We start from the raw sequence: 14,144 nt of genomic DNA on the forward strand, positions 1-14,144 counted from the left end.
CCGACTGAGATCACGGCAAAGCGCATGGGGAGATGCGACATGGATACCGTCAGGTGGATCATCTCCACCGCTCCCGAAATCTTTCTGCTGCTGGCCGTCGCCATCGGCACGATCCTGGGCCGAGTCCGGATCCGCGGCTTCGCCGTCGGGACCACGGCCTGCATCCTGATCGTTTCCGTGCTGCTCGGACAGCTCGGCAGTTTTGCGTTTCCGCCGCTGCTCCGCGTGATCCTGTTCAGCCTGTTCGTGTTCACGATCGGCTACCGGTCCGGGCCCGAGTTCTTCGCCTCCTTGAGCGTCCGCACGCTCGCGCAGGTCGCCATGGCGCTGGTGCTGGGCGGCACCGGTCTGGTCGTCGTCCTGTTGTTTGCCCACGGCTTCCGGCTCGATCCCGGCACCGCTTCGGGGATTGCGGCCGGAGCCTTGACGCAATCGTCGGTCATCGGCACCGCCTCGGGCGCACTGGCCCAGCTCGGCCTGTCCAGGGATGTGCTGAGCCAGCAGGAGGCGAACATCGCAGCGGGCTACGCCGTGACCTATGTGCTCGGCTATATCCTGACGCTGCTGTTCGTCCCCTTCGTCGCGCCGAAATTGATGCGGATCGACCTGAAGGCCGAGGCAAAGAAGCTCGAGGCGGAGCTTGCCGGCGGCGAACCGCCCAAAACCGAAAACCTCTCTTATCGCAAGTTCCAGGCCCGCGCCTATCGCGTGACCGCGGGCGCCGGGCGCACGGTCAAGTCGATCGAGGAGGAAATCGGAAGCCGCACGGTGGTCGAGCGCATCGTCCGCCAAGGCTCGGACATCGAGCCACATTTGGAGACCGAGCTCGAGGCCGGCGACGACATCGTCATCGCCGGCCGCACTGCGGTCATCGTCGCCGCCAAGCCGATCATCGGCACCGAGATCGACGCCGACGAAATCTTGAAGGCCGTCCCGGGCAACGTGCTGGAGGTGCTCGTGGACAATCGCCATCTCCACGGCCGCTCGATCCAGGAGATCGCAACGCGTGTCGGCACCGACGCCCGGGGCGTCTTTCTACGCGCACTCACCCGCATGGGCCGCGAGGTTCCCTTGAGCGCGGACACACGGATCTATGTCGGCGATGTCATGACGCTGGTCGGCAGCACGCGCAATATCGAACGTGCGGCAAAGGCCATCGGCCAGATCCTGCGGTCGGGTGATCGCGCCGACATCGCCTTTCTTGCCGCCGGCATTGCGGCCGGCCTGCTCGCGGGGCTCGTCAGCTTCAGGATCGGCGGCGTCGCGCTCACGCTCGGCGGTGGCGGCGGCGCGCTGATCGCGGGCCTCGTCTGCGGCTGGCTACGGTCGCGCAAGCCGACCATGGGCGCATTGCCGCCGGCGGCGCAACAGACCCTGAGCGATCTCGGACTCGGCGGCTTCATCGCGGCGATCGGGCTCGGCAACGGCGCCGCGGCCTGGGCCGCGATCCAGGCCCACGGGCTGTTTCTGGTCGGCATGGGTCTCGTCATCACGCTCGTGCCGCTGATCGTCGCGACGCTGTTTGCCTTCTATGTGCTGCGCATGAACCCGGTCGTGACCTGCGGCGCACTGGCCGGCGCCATGACCGTGGATGCCGCGGTGACCGGCGCGTGCGAGGTGGCCGAGAGCCAGACGCCGGTCCTTGGCGTCGCCGTGCCATATGCGGTCGGAAACGTGGTGCTCACGGTGCTCGGGCCGATCATCGTCGCGGCAACCTACAGCGGATGACGGAGACCCATGATGCGGCGACCGGCCAGATCGGTGCTGGGATGCTTCGCGGCCATCTTGTTCGCGTGGGCCGCCTTCGCCGCGGCCGCGCGCGCGGAGGATGACCTCCGCATCCAGGAAGAGATCTGGGCGCTGCCACTAGCGCTTCCGATGTTCGCCTATCTGGTGCGTCCCGTCGGCGACGGCCCCTTCCCGCTCGTGATCATGAACCACGGCGTCTCGCTCAACCCGACCGACCGCAGCTTCTTTCCGCTGGTCGAATTCCGCGACGCCGCCCAATGGTTCGCAAGGCGCGGCTACCTCGTGGTGGCGCCGGTCGGCTCCGGCTATGGCGCAGCCGCCATCGACATTCCCGAGCGCGCGGTCTACGGACCGTTCTTCTCCAAGATCGGCAAGTGCAGCAATCCCAATTTCCACGACGCCGGGCTCGCGGTCGCCAAGGTCGACCTCGATATCATCGACTATCTGGCCGCCGAGAAGCGCATCATCCCCAAGGACGTGATCGTGATCGGGCAGTCCGCCGGTGGCTGGGCCTCGATCGCCTTGTCGAGCATGAACCCGCCGCAGGTGAAGGCCATCATCACCTTCGCTGCGGGCCGTGGTGGACGCGTCGGCGGCAAGCCGAACAACAACTGCGCCCCCGACAGACTGGTTGAGGCCACCGCGGATTTCGGCCGCACATCGCGTGTGCCGATGCTGTGGATCTATATCGAGAACGACACCTTCTTCGGGCCGGACCTGTCGAAGCGCATGCATACGGCCTTCACCGTCGCCGGCGGCCGGGCCGAGTATCACCTGATGCCGCCGTTCGGCAATGAGGGCCATTTCTTCATCGGCTCGAGGGATGCCATCCCGCTCTGGTCGCCACTGGTAACGACGTTCCTCGACGCGCTGAAATAGATGCCCAGATCCGGAGGCCCAATCATGACCAATGCCCGTAACGGCCTTGCCAGTCTCCTGCTTATCGCCATCGCCGCCGCCACGGCGGCGCCCGGCCATGCCGCACCGAAGGGTGCCCAGGCCGAGAGGCCGGCCGAAGTCGCCACACGTGGTCAGCGTGAAGCAAAGGACATCAGCTACGGCGGTTGGCAGAAGCTCTGCTTCAAGGCAGGCGGCGCGCCCACACTGTGCCGGACCTCGATCACCGGCCAGTTCGCGACCGGACAGACGGCGGTGCGCGTCGATCTGATCGAACGCGAAGACGCCGCCGCGGCCCGGCTGCAACTGTTCGTGCCTGTCGGCATGTACCTGCAACAGTCGCCCAGGTTGAGCGTCGACCAGGGCGCGCCCTTCCGCCTGCCCTATACCTGGTGTCTCACCAATCTGTGCATCGCTGCCGATGTGGCGGCGCCGAAGATCATCAGGGAGATGGAGTCCGGCAAGACCCTGACGCTTGAACTGGTCGATTCGAACCTTCTCGCCATGACGACTTCAATTCCCCTGGCGCAGTTCGCCACCGTCCGCAAAGGGACGCCAGCCAGGACGCTGGAGCAGGATATCGACGAATGACGGGGCGAGTTGATCTCAGGAGATGCCAACGCGTTCAATGGATCCGATCAGCGACTCCGCCGTGAAGGGCTTGGTCAGATAGGCGAGGCAGCCGGACCCAAGCGCCGCAGCGCGGTTCGCCGGGCTGTCGTTGCCGGTGATGTAGATCACCGGCGCGGTGACGCCCTGCTCGGTCAAGCTTCGCCGCACGTCGATGCCGGATTTTCCACCAAGATCGATGTCGAGGACGATGCAGATCGCGGTGTGGAATTTGTCGTGTTGGAGCAAGGCCCCCGCGGACTCGAATAGCGCGGCGTCGAAACCGTGGCCGCGCAGCAACCTGTTCAGGCTGGCCCGCATGGACGGATCGTCATCGACGACAAAAACGGACCGGCATAGCGGCAAGGCGATCTGCCTTTCCAGGAGATGAACGAACTGAGAGCGCTGTAACGGCGGTGGGATACTGCATCCGCCTGCACTGCGTTGCCGACCCGGCGCCCGTGCATCATTGCGCACGCCTCGCCGTGCACTGTCAACACGCCTTGATACTGTCCTTTGGGGCAATCACACCGTGGGAACCGGGCTTGCGGTGAAGAAGCAGCTAATCCTCGTTCGTACCGAGCATTCCGAGCCGTTCCGCGATCGAAACGAGTTCCGCAAGCGAATGTACCTGCATCTTCTCCATGACCTGATGGCGGTGTGCTTTCACGGTGCGTTCGGTCGTCCCGAGTTCATGCGCAATCTGCTTGTTGATCCGGCCGCGCACGATGAGATTGAACACCTGTCGCTCGCGATGCGTCAGCGTGGCCAGATGGGTACGAAACGTCTCCAGCTTGCTGCGCTGGACGCGCGCCGTCCGCTGACCTGCCAGAGCGCGCTCGATCGCATCGATCAACTGCTCGGAGGATATCGGCTTGGTCAGGAAGTCTTCCGCACCCGCCTTGATCGCCCGCACGGTGGTCGGCGTGTCTGCATGCCCGGTCAGGAAGATGATCGGCAGCGTCGAGCCGGACGCGATCAATCGCGCCTGCAAATCGGGGCCGCTCAATCCAGGTATGCGCACGTCGAGCAGAATGCATCCGGCCTGCTCGGGATCCAGCGCAGACTCCTCCAACTCCAGTGCCGACGCATAGGTCGCGACCTCATAGCCGGCGAGCTTCAGACGCCGTGCGATCGCGGTCCGAAAGGACTCGTCGTCATCAACCACGTGAACGAGACCCGACACCTTCAACCTCTCGGCCAGTTCCAGCGAGGACCATTGACGTCCTCTCGCTCGACAAAGTCGTCTTCAACAGCTTCAGAACCGAAATATCTGCTCCAATGAACCAAATCCTCGCAGCAACAGCGCTTTCTCATTCCGCGCACCAAGCGCCAGAGCTGTCCCTTGGTACAATGAACCTAGGGACAATGGATTGGAATACCGCCTTGGGCGTAAATCAACCCGGCGGGAGCGGAACAGCGCGGCGCATTCCCAGTAGCGAAAATACTTCGTCGGACGGACCAAATTCGGCGATGAGCTGAGGACCTGGCCCATGTTTGTTCGCATCACAACCGATTCCGCACTGCGTCCCAATTCCCTCCGTGACCTCGGCATGACCAGCGATTCAAATGCGCTCGTCAGTTTAAGCGAATTTTCGTACAGAAAAGGCACCGAGATTTACGGCGAGAAAGAGCCCGCCAAATATGTCTATCAGGTCAAGGCGGGCGCGGTGCGAAGCTACAAGCTGTTGTCGGATGGTCGCCGGCAGATCGGCGCATTCCACCTCATCGGCGACATCTTTGGGCTCGAGAACGGTGGGGAGCATCGATTCACGACGGAAGCGGTCGTCGACACCACGGTGCGCCTGATCAAGCGACAAAGTCTTGAATCAGTGGCCGAGAGCGATGCCATGGTGGCCAGAAACCTGCTCAGCATGACCACGAACAATCTCCAGCACGCGGAAGACCACATGCTGTTGCTCGGCCGCAAGACCTCGCTGGAGCGGGTCGCGGCGTTCCTGCTCGAGATGGACAAGCGGCTGACGGCGGCAGGCGTCATCGCGCTCCCGATGTCGCGACGCGATATTGCCGACTATCTCGGCCTGACGCTGGAGACCGTCTCGCGCGCTCTGTCGCGCCTGCACGAGCTCGGCATCCTCGGGTTCATCGGCAACACCCAACGGCAGATCGTGTTGCTCGACCGGAATCAGCTCGCCAGCCTCGATCTGCATCCTTGAACTGGCGAAACGTCGGTCGCGGTTGCCGGACGATCCGGGGCGCCGCTCGCCGCGCCCTTCATGGCCGGCGTGAAACTGGGCCAGGCGCTTCAGTCAGTCCAAGATGCTCGAGCGTCTTGCGCAATACCTCGAAAAGAATGGCGGCGGACCAGCCGAACAACAGTACGCCATTCATGGCGGTGAACGGGCCGATCAGCCGCCATTCGCGCACCGGCGTGATGTCGCCATAACCGAGCGTGGTGTAGTTGACGAAAGCAAAGTAGAGCAGGTCAGTGTCGGCGGCGGCAGCCTGGACGATGCCGTAGGTCGCGGCCCACATCAGGATTTCCAGCATGTGCGCGACCTTCAGCACCACGGCGGTCGCGATCATGACGCCCATCAGGTGCAATTTCGGTCGCTCGGAGTGACGCAAACCCGCGCTGCGCGCGATCCCGACGGCCACGACCGTTACGAGCGCGTGGAGTCCGATATTGATCATGCTGACCAGCGTGCCGGCGAGGAACTGTAGCATCATGGCAACCCACCCGCCCTCAATTTGCCCCGGGACGTCTTACGTCCCCGCCAAACGATGCCAAAGGTCCGCCCGTCGACGCGCCGTCGCGTTTTCCCCTCGTCGGCCACGGCGAAGGCCTGGAAATTGACGTTAGCGAGCATGCCACACTCGCGCCAATCGGCCATGGCAGCGGTTGACTTAAGTCAATGCTGCTCCTACGGCCGGGAGATCGCCAGTGCCGATCCGGCCGGCGAGAGTTGCGACAGGACGGACGCGTTGCTTAAATCGGCGAAATTCCCGGAGGCCGAGCGCTACGACCCTTTGGCTGCGAGGCGCCCCGGCGTGATCTCAGTCGCGCTTGAGCCCGATCAACTTAATGATGGGAGCCAGTCGGGCCAGCTCGTCCGCGACCAGGTGCTGAAACTGGTCGGGACCTGAATCGACGTCCGGCTCCAGACCTTGCGAACGATAGTTTTCCTGCAACCGTGGATCTGCCATCGCAGTATGGGTCGCAGCAGCGATCCGCTCCACGATCACATCCGGGGTCGCTCTTGGAGCGAACAAGCCGAACCAGCCGGCATATCTGAGGCCCGGCATGCCGGATTCGATCACCGTCGGAATGTCCGGCGCGCCGCTCAGCCGCCGATCGCTCGTCACGGCGATCAGCCGCAGCTTGCCCGCATGGTGCAATTGCAGGATCTGGCTCGAGACCACGGCAATGACCGACGAGATCTGGCCACTGACGAGGTCGTTGGTGGCGGGGCCCATGCCTCGATAAGGAACGTGGACAAGGTCCGCTGCAACACCGGATTGCTGCCTGAACATCTCTCCGATGAGATGATTGCCGGTGCCCACCCCCGGAGTGCCATAGGACAGCCTGCCCGGATTGGCTTTCGCAAAAGCTGCCAGCTCTCGCAGGTCCTTCACAGGCAAGGAAGGATGAACCGCGAATGCCAGCGTGCTGGTGATCAGGCGATAGACGGCGCGGAAATCGCGAACCGTGTCGTAGGCAGGCTGCGTGGAGGACAACGGAATCATCACATGGGTGCTGCCATTGCCGAGCAGAAGCGAATAGCCGTCGGGTGCGCTCTGCGCCACCGCGGCCGAGCCGATCGCACCGCCGGCGCCGCCGATATTCTCGACATAGATCGGCCCCAGCAGCGAGGTAATCCTGTCGGCCCAGGGACGGCCGATCTGATCACCAGCGGCGCCAGCCGTATAGGGAATGACCAGCCGGATGGGACGGGAGGGATAGTCGTCGGCTGCAGCACAGCCGGGCCATGCGGCGAGCGCCGTGATACGCGCCGCCCTATCGAGCAGTTCTCGGCGTGAAAGGAGAGACATCTTCTGCGTATTCAGGACCGTCGCGGTCATCTTACACGAATGAAGGTCCTTGAAAATCCGCTCGGGGAGATCGCTGCCCTGCACTGTGCTGGCGACAAAGCGCCGCACCGTCACTATTCGCGTCCTCAGCAGCCGCGGCAGATCGATCCTTCGAGCATCTTCTCGAGTTGGGCGTCGTCCTTGTCGATTGTCGGGTCCGTGCCGAGCAACGGCCCCTTCGTCGCGCGATGACCGCTCTCGGACGATGGCAGCGCCGTGCCGAGCGAGTTCGTCCCCGGCACGGCGGCACTCGAGCCGAGCGCCCCGCCGCTCGTCATGGACATGTGTGAACCAATGCCGCCACGCGCGGACGCCGCGCCTGAGAGAGCAAGGCAGGCGACGATGCAGAGAAACGAAAGCTGTCTCATGGTCCACACTCCACATGTTGCATGACTTGTCATCTAGAACTGGACGCCGCGCGCAAACTGACCATGCACGATCGCGCGATCAATTATGACATCGGTGACAGAACTCCGTTTCGACGGCGCACTAGCAATCATCGACGGCGCGGCCATCGCTGACATTCGATCATCGTCTCGCAAGAGTGATGCATGTCCAGCGAGCTTTGCTGACCGCGCTGCCTATATAGCTTGGTATAGAAGACACTTCCGGAAACGCCACCAGCCGAGCAGCGATCATCGCCAAGCGACTCTCCGCGCACACCAAGAAACGGAGAAGCGCTATGAGTGCATTCAAGATCCTGATTGCCGCGACACTGATTTCAACAGCGACGGCATCGTCAGCGTCCGCGGCCTGGTCCTTCGCCGACCAGGAGCCCGCTGCCTTTGCCTCGATGTTTCCCGATCGCGACGTGCTGAATGGCGGCGCGTTGACTCCGGCGGGACGCATGGGGCTCGAACGTCCCGGCGGCGCGGCCCCCGTGTTCGGCGCGGTTCACGTTCACGACCACCACTGGCGCCAATGAGACAAGAACGATGTCTCGGGCGCGACCGATCGGAAGCGACAGTCCTTTGCTGAAATCCCCGGAATCCATGCGTGACCATGACTTCATGCAAAGACGAAAATGATCGTCGTTCGCATCCACATGTCTGGCCGGCGAGCCGAGGCGTTCCCGGCGTCGCTTGGTCAAGGAGACCTGCAATGACTACACTGAAACTCTTTTCCGCCGGCTTGATCGCCGCAGCCATGGTTGCCTCCCCCGCGATGGCTCGCGAAGGCAATACGAACGCGCGGCGGACGAATGTCGACGCCTACGCCTCGACGCAACGTATTCCGGTCACTGCCAAGCGCGGCTGCGTGAGGGCTCCGGACGTCGGCGCCTACGCATCCGCGCCATGGCGCCGTCCGCCCTGCGAGCCGACATCCGGCTACTGATTGCGCGCGCTGGACGACGCCCCCTCGGCACAAGGCAACTGCCGGCGCTGAGCTGAAGGGATCGTCACGCGGTCAGGAGGCTTGTCTGCCTCACGGATGGAAGGAAGAATGGCAACTTTCCCTGATGCTGCCATTCTTCCTTCCGGGATCGACACATATTGAATCGTTCGCCACGTCGCTGCCGCCGCCCAGCGAAGTGCCGGCCTCAAGGAAGAAGACTGCCGCGACCCAGCAGTTCGACGCGGCACGGCTTTCGTCAGCATCCCGGCGGCGGGATCGGCGACACTCCCGGCGTTGGCGCGGCACCCGACGCATTGGCCGGTAACATTGTCGCAGGCGACGCCAGGTTCATCGAAACCCCTTCCATGCAGGCGGAGCTGTTCGGACTAGGCACGACGGCATTTGGATCAATGCCAGTGCCGCCGGCCCCGCTGGTGTCCTCCAGGATCGTCCCAGGCACCGGATTGGCCGGCACTTGCGGGATCAAGAGCGGCAGAGACGCAGCACTCGTCGTCTGCCCTCCAGGCGTTGAACTGCAGGTGACTGTCGTTCCCGCTCCCGCGGGCGCAGCCGCAGGAATTGTCCCCGTGGAGCTGCTGATCTGCCCCATGACCGGAAGTACTGGAGCCACACTGCCCGGCATCGGCAGGCCCGTGCTCGACACGACCGGTATCGCCGGCGCCAATGCCGGAGAATTCGACGGCGGCGCGCAGACAACAACCGTACCCGGCGTCGTCGGATTAGAGGCGAGCGGAACCGGCGCCAGCGTCGTATCGGGTGCGCCGGGCTCGGTCGTTGCGGAAAACGGGCCAGGGCTGTTGAGCGGCGAGATGACGACAGCCCCCGGCACGGTTGGAAGACTCATTGCCGTGCTCCCGGTCGTTGCCACCTGGGCGTCGCTGGGACAACAGCCCAGCTGCAGGACAATCAGCGCGGCGGGTACGATCCGGATCATGCCCGTGCCCTAGCTTGCGTCCTGCTTGCGAATGGCGACCTTGCTGCCCTCCGCCAGATTGATCGCCGGATTGAGCACGACCTGCTCGCCAGGCTGCACGCCGTCGCGGACTTCGACCGACGTACCGAAATCCCGCGCGATCGACACCTTCTGCAGATGAACGGTGCCATTCCGCACCACCACGACGTGAAGTCCGTTTTGATCGAAGACCAGCGCATCGGACGAAACCGTCATCGATGGGGTCTTGCGCGGGATCGACAGCTCGACCGTGCAATAGATGCCGGGACTTAAGGCTCCATCCGGATTCGGGACGTCGATCTCGGTCAGCAGCGTTCGGCTTCCCGGCTGCAACGCGGTTGCGATGCGCGTAACTTTGCCCGGAAACGTCCGGTCCGGAATCTCGGGGACGCGGATCTCGGCATCAACGCCCGGCGCGACTCCGAAGGCCTCGTCCTGTGGAACGAACACCTGCGTTCGGATCACGTTGGCATGCATCAGCGTGAACATGAAGGTCGATCCGGCCTGTACCAGGCTGCCATTGTCCACATTACGCTGCGTGATCACGCCGTCGAACGGCGCCACCACGCGCTGGTACGCCTTCTCCTGCTGAAGAACGCGAATCTGCGCTTCCTGCGCCGTGATATTCGATTGGGCCACATTCACGGCCGCCTGCTGGGCACGCAGTGTGAGACGGTCGTTGTCACCCTGCTGTGCCGTCAGCCAGCCCTGCTTGACCAGATTGCCATCCCGCGCATTGGTGACGTCGGCAAGCTCCCGGCTCGCCTGCGCCTGCTGCAGCGAGGCCTGGTTCTGCGCCAGCGTCGCCTGGGCCTGCGCGATCTGCTGGTCGAGCTCCGGCGCGGTGATCTCCACCAGAAGGTCGCCCTTCTTCACCCGATCACCGATATCCACGTAACGCTTCTCGATATAGCCGCTGGCCCGCGCGAAAATATTTGCCGCCTCGAATGCCGTCGTCGTCGCAGGCAAGGTGACCTTCATGATGTCGCTGCTGGGTCGAACCGTGGCCACCCGAACCTCCGGAACGGCGGTCCTGCTCTTCTCTGTCACTGCAGCGACGTCGCGCGCGGCCTGATAGTGCCGCCAGCCGCCGATACCAAGACCGCCTGCGAGCAGCAGGAGCACACCACCTCCGAGCAACACGCCGCCGTAGCGGCGCTGCGGCCGCCCGCCCCTTCCGGGCAATTCCACGATCCGGCAGCTCTCCGCATCAGATCGGTCCCTTGCGTCGTCATCATTGGTCCGCGCGCCAACATCGCTCATTTCGGTATCTCCTCGAATACGCCGTGATGAGGCCTGCCATCGTTGCGCTTGCGCAGCATGGCGAAGAGATAGGGCACGATCAGCAATGTCGTCGGCGTTGCAAACAGCAGCCCACCAATAACGGCACGCGCGAGCGCCGCGTTTTGCTCCTCGCCCGGGCCTCCGATCGCCATCGGGATCATGCCCACGATCATCGCGGCGGCCGTCATCAGGACCGGACGGATTCGCGTGCGACCCGCGCTCAACGCAGCCTGGAGGGCCGACTGCCCCTTCAGCTGCTCGTCACGCGCGAAGGTCACGAGCAGGATCGAATTGGCGGACGCGACGCCGATCGCCATGATCGCGCCCATCAGCGAAGGCACGTTCAACGTCGTTCCCGTGATGAACAGCATCGTCACGATACCGCAGAAGGTTGCCGGCAGCGCCAGGATGACGACGAAGGGATCGCCGAAGTTCTGGTAGTTCACAACCATCAGCAGATAGACCAGGATGGCTGCAAACAGCAGCCCGATCCCGAGATCGCGAAACGACTGATGCATGCTTTGGATCTGGCCCAGGACCTGGATCGAATTGCCGGGCTGGAGCTGCTTCTGCAGCGTCGCGGTCACCCTGTCGATATCGGCTGCGACGCTGCCGAGATCGCGGCCCTGGACGCTCGCATAGACGTCGAACACCGGCTGGACATTGGCCTGGTTCAAATTGGTGGGCACGGTGCCCCGCTTGAACGTTGCGACGTTGCTGAGCAGGCCCGGGACTGTCTGCCCGCTTGCAGCAAGCGAGGCCGAAACCGGTGTGTTACCCAAAGCGTTGAGCGTATTGGCCTTGTATTCGGGGGTCTGCACAGCCAGATAGTACGGGATGCCTGACGTCGGATCGGTCCAGAAATTGGGCGAGACCTGGGCGGACGAGCTGAGGCTGACATTGATGTTTGTCGCAACCGTGCTGGCATTGAGCCCGAGCTGCGCAGCGCGGGTGCGGTCTATGTCAGCGTAGAATGCGGGAGCGTCGACCTCCTGCTGAAGATGCGCATCGACGATCCCGGGAACTGCCGCCAGGCTCTTCTGCACCTGCTCTGCGACCGCCAGATTGTTGGCGCCGTAGCCGGCCGTCCGGACGTCGATCTGCGCCGGCAGGCCGAAGTTCAGGATCTGCGTGACGATATCCGCCGCCTGAAAATAGAACAGATCCTCGGGAAATGCGGATGGCAGCACCTGGCGCAGCTTCTTGACATAATCCGCGGTCGGCCTGTGTCCGTCCTTGAGCGACACGAGGATGGTGCCGTCGTTCACCCCTATCGTCGAACCGTCGGTGAATGCCAGATTATAGGAGCGCGCCGGCAGTCCGATATTGTCGACGATCAGTGCCCGGTCCTTGTCCGGAATGACTTCGCGGATCTTGTCCTCGACCGCCTGGAAGATCGCCTCCGTGTGCTCGATGCGGGTGCCGGCGGGTGCGCGAACATGGAGCTGGATCTGACCACCGTCGATCAAGGGGTAGAAGTCCCTGCCGACGTAGATGAACATGACGCCCCCGAGGGCCAGCATCAGCGCGGCCACCACCGGGACGATGCTCCGGCGCCGAAGTAAAACCATCAGGAGATCGGAATAGCCGTCGCGCAGCCGCTCGAATCCACGCTCGAACATGGCGGAGGCCCTCGCGAAAACCCCGGACGGACTCTCGTCCTTGGAATGGCGCCGCTCGCCCTTCAGCAGCAGACCGATCGTGATTGGTGTCAGCGTCCGCGACAGCCCGTATGACGCCAGCATCGCGAACACCACCGCCAGACCGAGCGGAGTGAAGAGGTACTTGGCCGGTCCCTGCAGGAACACCACCGAAGTGAACACGCAACTGATCGCGAGCGTAGAGACGAGCGTCGGCACCGCGATTTCGGCTGCGCCATGCAGCGTTGCGTCCGACAGCGGCATCCCCTCCTCCGTCCAGAGCCGATGCGTGTTCTCGATCGTCACCGTCGAATCGTCGACCAGTATGCCGACCGCAAGCGCGAGTCCCCCCAGCGTCATCGTGTTGAGGGTCTCTCCCAGAAAATGCAGAACGACGAGCGAGGACAGCATCGCGAGCGGGATCGAGATCAGGACGACGAGCGTCGACCGCCACGATCCGAGAAACACCAGGATCATCAGCGCCGTGAGGCCCGCCGCGATCGCGCCTTCCCGCAGCACGCCGTCGACCGAATGGGTGACGAAGACAGATTGATCGAACAGCTCGTTGATCTTCAGCCCGGCAGGTGCCGAGGCCCGAATCGACTTCAAGGCGTGCTTGACACCGTTGACGACCGCAAGTGTCGAAGCGTTGCCGTTCTTGATCACGCTGAGCAGGACCGAACGATGGCCGTCCTCGCGCACGATGTTCTGCTGCACCTGTGATCCATCGCGGACCTGGGCAACATCTTGCAGCAGGATCGTGGCGCCATTCGCGAACTTGACCGGGATCATATTGAGATCCTTGATCGAGGCCGGTGTCGCATTGGTCCGGACGGTGTACTGGGTGTCGCCGATCTTCGCCGTGCCTGTCGGCAGCGTCAGCTTCTGGGTATTCACTGCATTGACGATGTCGAGCGGCGTCAGTCCGCGCGACAGCAGCTTGCTCGGATCGATGTCGACCATGATCTGACGATACTTGCCGCCCGCAGGCGTTGGCAGCGTCACCCCGGGGACAGGAGCCATCTGCTGCCGGATCCGGTAGATGCCGAAATCGTATAATTGCTGTTCGTTCAGCTTGTCGGACTCGAGGCTGAGCTGCAGCACCGGCACGCTCGAGGCATTGAACTGCACGATGACCGGCGGCTGAATACCCGGCGGCATCAAGGCGCGGATGGCGTTCGTCGCCGAGACGATCTGCGAGATCGCGAGATCGAGATTGACGTCCGGCTGGAAGTAGATCTTCTGAACCGACAAGCCGTTGAGCGTCTGCGCCTCGATGTTCTTGATGCCGCTGACATTGGCGCTGATCGAATACTGGCTGTACGTGCTGACACGCTGCTCCATCTCCGGAGTGGAGAGGCCGGTGTAACTCCAGATGACGGTGACGACGGGAATGCGGATCTCGGGAAAGACGTCCGTCGGCATCGACCAAATCGCGATGCCGCCGAGAAACAGGATCAGCGCCGCAAGCACGTAGAACGTATGCGGAAACCTCAGCGCGAATCGAACAATTCCCATGATGACTTCCGCCTGAAGACAATTGCGCCTAACTTCGAACAGATGATGACGAGCCGGCATCCGTTCAAATGAAAACCAATTCAGGA

General features: G+C 63.2%; 14 protein-coding genes. 7 read left to right on the forward strand and 7 right to left on the reverse strand.

Features of this window, described 5'->3' with window-relative positions:
- Window positions 1–39: 39 nt before the first annotated feature.
- From CIT37_RS26240 to CIT37_RS26250, 3 genes are read left to right on the forward strand one after another with little or no spacing between them, the layout of a single operon-like run.
- Window positions 40–1,728, forward strand: coding sequence for an aspartate:alanine exchanger family transporter (locus tag CIT37_RS26240; protein ID WP_095426540.1), 1,689 nt, complete (start codon window positions 40–42; stop codon window positions 1,726–1,728).
- Between the two features lie 9 nt (window positions 1,729–1,737).
- Window positions 1,738–2,628, forward strand: a complete 891-nt coding sequence (locus tag CIT37_RS26245) for an alpha/beta hydrolase family protein (RefSeq protein WP_414645239.1) — start codon at window positions 1,738–1,740, stop codon at window positions 2,626–2,628.
- 24 nt (window positions 2,629–2,652) lie between these two features.
- Complete coding sequence (locus CIT37_RS26250) at window positions 2,653–3,237, forward strand: invasion associated locus B family protein (RefSeq protein WP_095426539.1); 585 nt, start codon at window positions 2,653–2,655, stop codon at window positions 3,235–3,237.
- 15 nt (window positions 3,238–3,252) lie between these two features.
- Here the strand turns inward: CIT37_RS26250 and CIT37_RS26255 are convergent, their stop codons facing one another.
- Both CIT37_RS26255 and CIT37_RS26260 read right to left on the reverse strand, forming a co-directional pair.
- Entirely contained in the window at window positions 3,253–3,576 is a 324-nt protein-coding gene (locus tag CIT37_RS26255) for a response regulator (protein WP_244611407.1), read from the reverse strand.
- A gap of 241 nt (window positions 3,577–3,817) precedes the next feature.
- A complete protein-coding gene (locus CIT37_RS26260; RefSeq protein WP_028142522.1) occupies window positions 3,818–4,441 on the reverse strand; it encodes a response regulator transcription factor in 624 nt (207 codons plus the stop codon).
- Between the two features lie 307 nt (window positions 4,442–4,748).
- Between CIT37_RS26260 and CIT37_RS26265 the strand changes: the two genes are divergently transcribed.
- Window positions 4,749–5,432 (forward strand): helix-turn-helix domain-containing protein, encoded by a 684-nt coding sequence (locus tag CIT37_RS26265; RefSeq protein WP_028142521.1) that lies wholly within the window; start codon window positions 4,749–4,751, stop codon window positions 5,430–5,432.
- 58 nt (window positions 5,433–5,490) lie between these two features.
- On the opposite strand, the gene CIT37_RS26270 is transcribed toward CIT37_RS26265, so the two are convergent.
- From CIT37_RS26270 to CIT37_RS26280, 3 genes are all read right to left on the reverse strand, one after another.
- Window positions 5,491–5,946, reverse strand: coding sequence for a potassium channel family protein (locus CIT37_RS26270; protein ID WP_038970476.1), 456 nt, complete (start codon window positions 5,944–5,946; stop codon window positions 5,491–5,493).
- A 327-nt stretch (window positions 5,947–6,273) separates the two neighbouring features.
- Window positions 6,274–7,269, reverse strand: coding sequence for a Bug family tripartite tricarboxylate transporter substrate binding protein (locus CIT37_RS26275; RefSeq protein WP_095426602.1), 996 nt, complete (start codon window positions 7,267–7,269; stop codon window positions 6,274–6,276).
- Between the two features lie 125 nt (window positions 7,270–7,394).
- Complete coding sequence (locus CIT37_RS26280; RefSeq protein ID WP_038947983.1) at window positions 7,395–7,676, reverse strand: hypothetical protein; 282 nt, start codon at window positions 7,674–7,676, stop codon at window positions 7,395–7,397.
- A gap of 314 nt (window positions 7,677–7,990) precedes the next feature.
- On the opposite strand from CIT37_RS26280, the gene CIT37_RS26285 reads away from it, so the two are divergent.
- From CIT37_RS26285 to CIT37_RS26295, 3 genes are all read left to right on the forward strand, one after another.
- A complete protein-coding gene (locus CIT37_RS26285) occupies window positions 7,991–8,233 on the forward strand; it encodes a hypothetical protein (protein ID WP_038947982.1) in 243 nt (80 codons plus the stop codon).
- Between the two features lie 176 nt (window positions 8,234–8,409).
- Window positions 8,410–8,643 (forward strand): hypothetical protein, encoded by a 234-nt coding sequence (locus CIT37_RS26290; RefSeq protein ID WP_038947981.1) that lies wholly within the window; start codon window positions 8,410–8,412, stop codon window positions 8,641–8,643.
- 587 nt (window positions 8,644–9,230) lie between these two features.
- Window positions 9,231–9,611 (forward strand): hypothetical protein, encoded by a 381-nt coding sequence (locus CIT37_RS26295; protein ID WP_244611282.1) that lies wholly within the window; start codon window positions 9,231–9,233, stop codon window positions 9,609–9,611.
- Here the strand turns inward: CIT37_RS26295 and CIT37_RS26300 are convergent.
- Window positions 9,608–10,879: an efflux RND transporter periplasmic adaptor subunit gene (locus CIT37_RS26300; protein WP_038970478.1), complete on the reverse strand. Its 1,272-nt coding sequence runs from the start codon at window positions 10,877–10,879 to the stop codon at window positions 9,608–9,610. The two genes, CIT37_RS26295 and CIT37_RS26300, sit on opposite strands and share 4 nt — an antisense overlap.
- Complete coding sequence (locus CIT37_RS26305) at window positions 10,876–14,058, reverse strand: efflux RND transporter permease subunit (protein ID WP_095426537.1); 3,183 nt, start codon at window positions 14,056–14,058, stop codon at window positions 10,876–10,878. The genes CIT37_RS26300 and CIT37_RS26305 overlap by 4 nt, the downstream gene beginning before the upstream one ends.
- Between the last annotated feature and the right edge of the window lie 86 nt (window positions 14,059–14,144).

The organism is Bradyrhizobium ottawaense (assembly GCF_002278135.3).
Taxonomy (GTDB): domain Bacteria; phylum Pseudomonadota; class Alphaproteobacteria; order Rhizobiales; family Xanthobacteraceae; genus Bradyrhizobium; species Bradyrhizobium ottawaense.

Excerpts from the sequence above, each read along its gene's own strand:
- CIT37_RS26245 (WP_414645239.1), top strand. The coding sequence starts at position 1,738 with ATGATGCGGCGACCGGCCAGATCGGTGCTGGGATGCTTCGCGGCCATC.
- CIT37_RS26265 (WP_028142521.1), top strand. The coding sequence starts at position 4,749 with ATGTTTGTTCGCATCACAACCGATTCCGCACTGCGTCCCAATTCCCTC.
- CIT37_RS26300 (WP_038970478.1), bottom strand. The coding sequence starts at position 10,879 with ATGAGCGATGTTGGCGCGCGGACCAATGATGACGACGCAAGGGACCGA.
- CIT37_RS26305 (WP_095426537.1), bottom strand. The coding sequence starts at position 14,058 with ATGGGAATTGTTCGATTCGCGCTGAGGTTTCCGCATACGTTCTACGTG.
- CIT37_RS26240 (WP_095426540.1), top strand. The coding sequence starts at position 40 with ATGGATACCGTCAGGTGGATCATCTCCACCGCTCCCGAAATCTTTCTG.
- CIT37_RS26250 (WP_095426539.1), top strand. The coding sequence starts at position 2,653 with ATGACCAATGCCCGTAACGGCCTTGCCAGTCTCCTGCTTATCGCCATC.
- CIT37_RS26270 (WP_038970476.1), bottom strand. The coding sequence starts at position 5,946 with ATGATGCTACAGTTCCTCGCCGGCACGCTGGTCAGCATGATCAATATC.
- CIT37_RS26280 (WP_038947983.1), bottom strand. The coding sequence starts at position 7,676 with ATGAGACAGCTTTCGTTTCTCTGCATCGTCGCCTGCCTTGCTCTCTCA.
- CIT37_RS26290 (WP_038947981.1), top strand. The coding sequence starts at position 8,410 with ATGACTACACTGAAACTCTTTTCCGCCGGCTTGATCGCCGCAGCCATG.
- CIT37_RS26255 (WP_244611407.1), bottom strand. The coding sequence starts at position 3,576 with ATGCGGGCCAGCCTGAACAGGTTGCTGCGCGGCCACGGTTTCGACGCC.
- CIT37_RS26275 (WP_095426602.1), bottom strand. The coding sequence starts at position 7,269 with ATGTCTCTCCTTTCACGCCGAGAACTGCTCGATAGGGCGGCGCGTATC.
- CIT37_RS26285 (WP_038947982.1), top strand. The coding sequence starts at position 7,991 with ATGAGTGCATTCAAGATCCTGATTGCCGCGACACTGATTTCAACAGCG.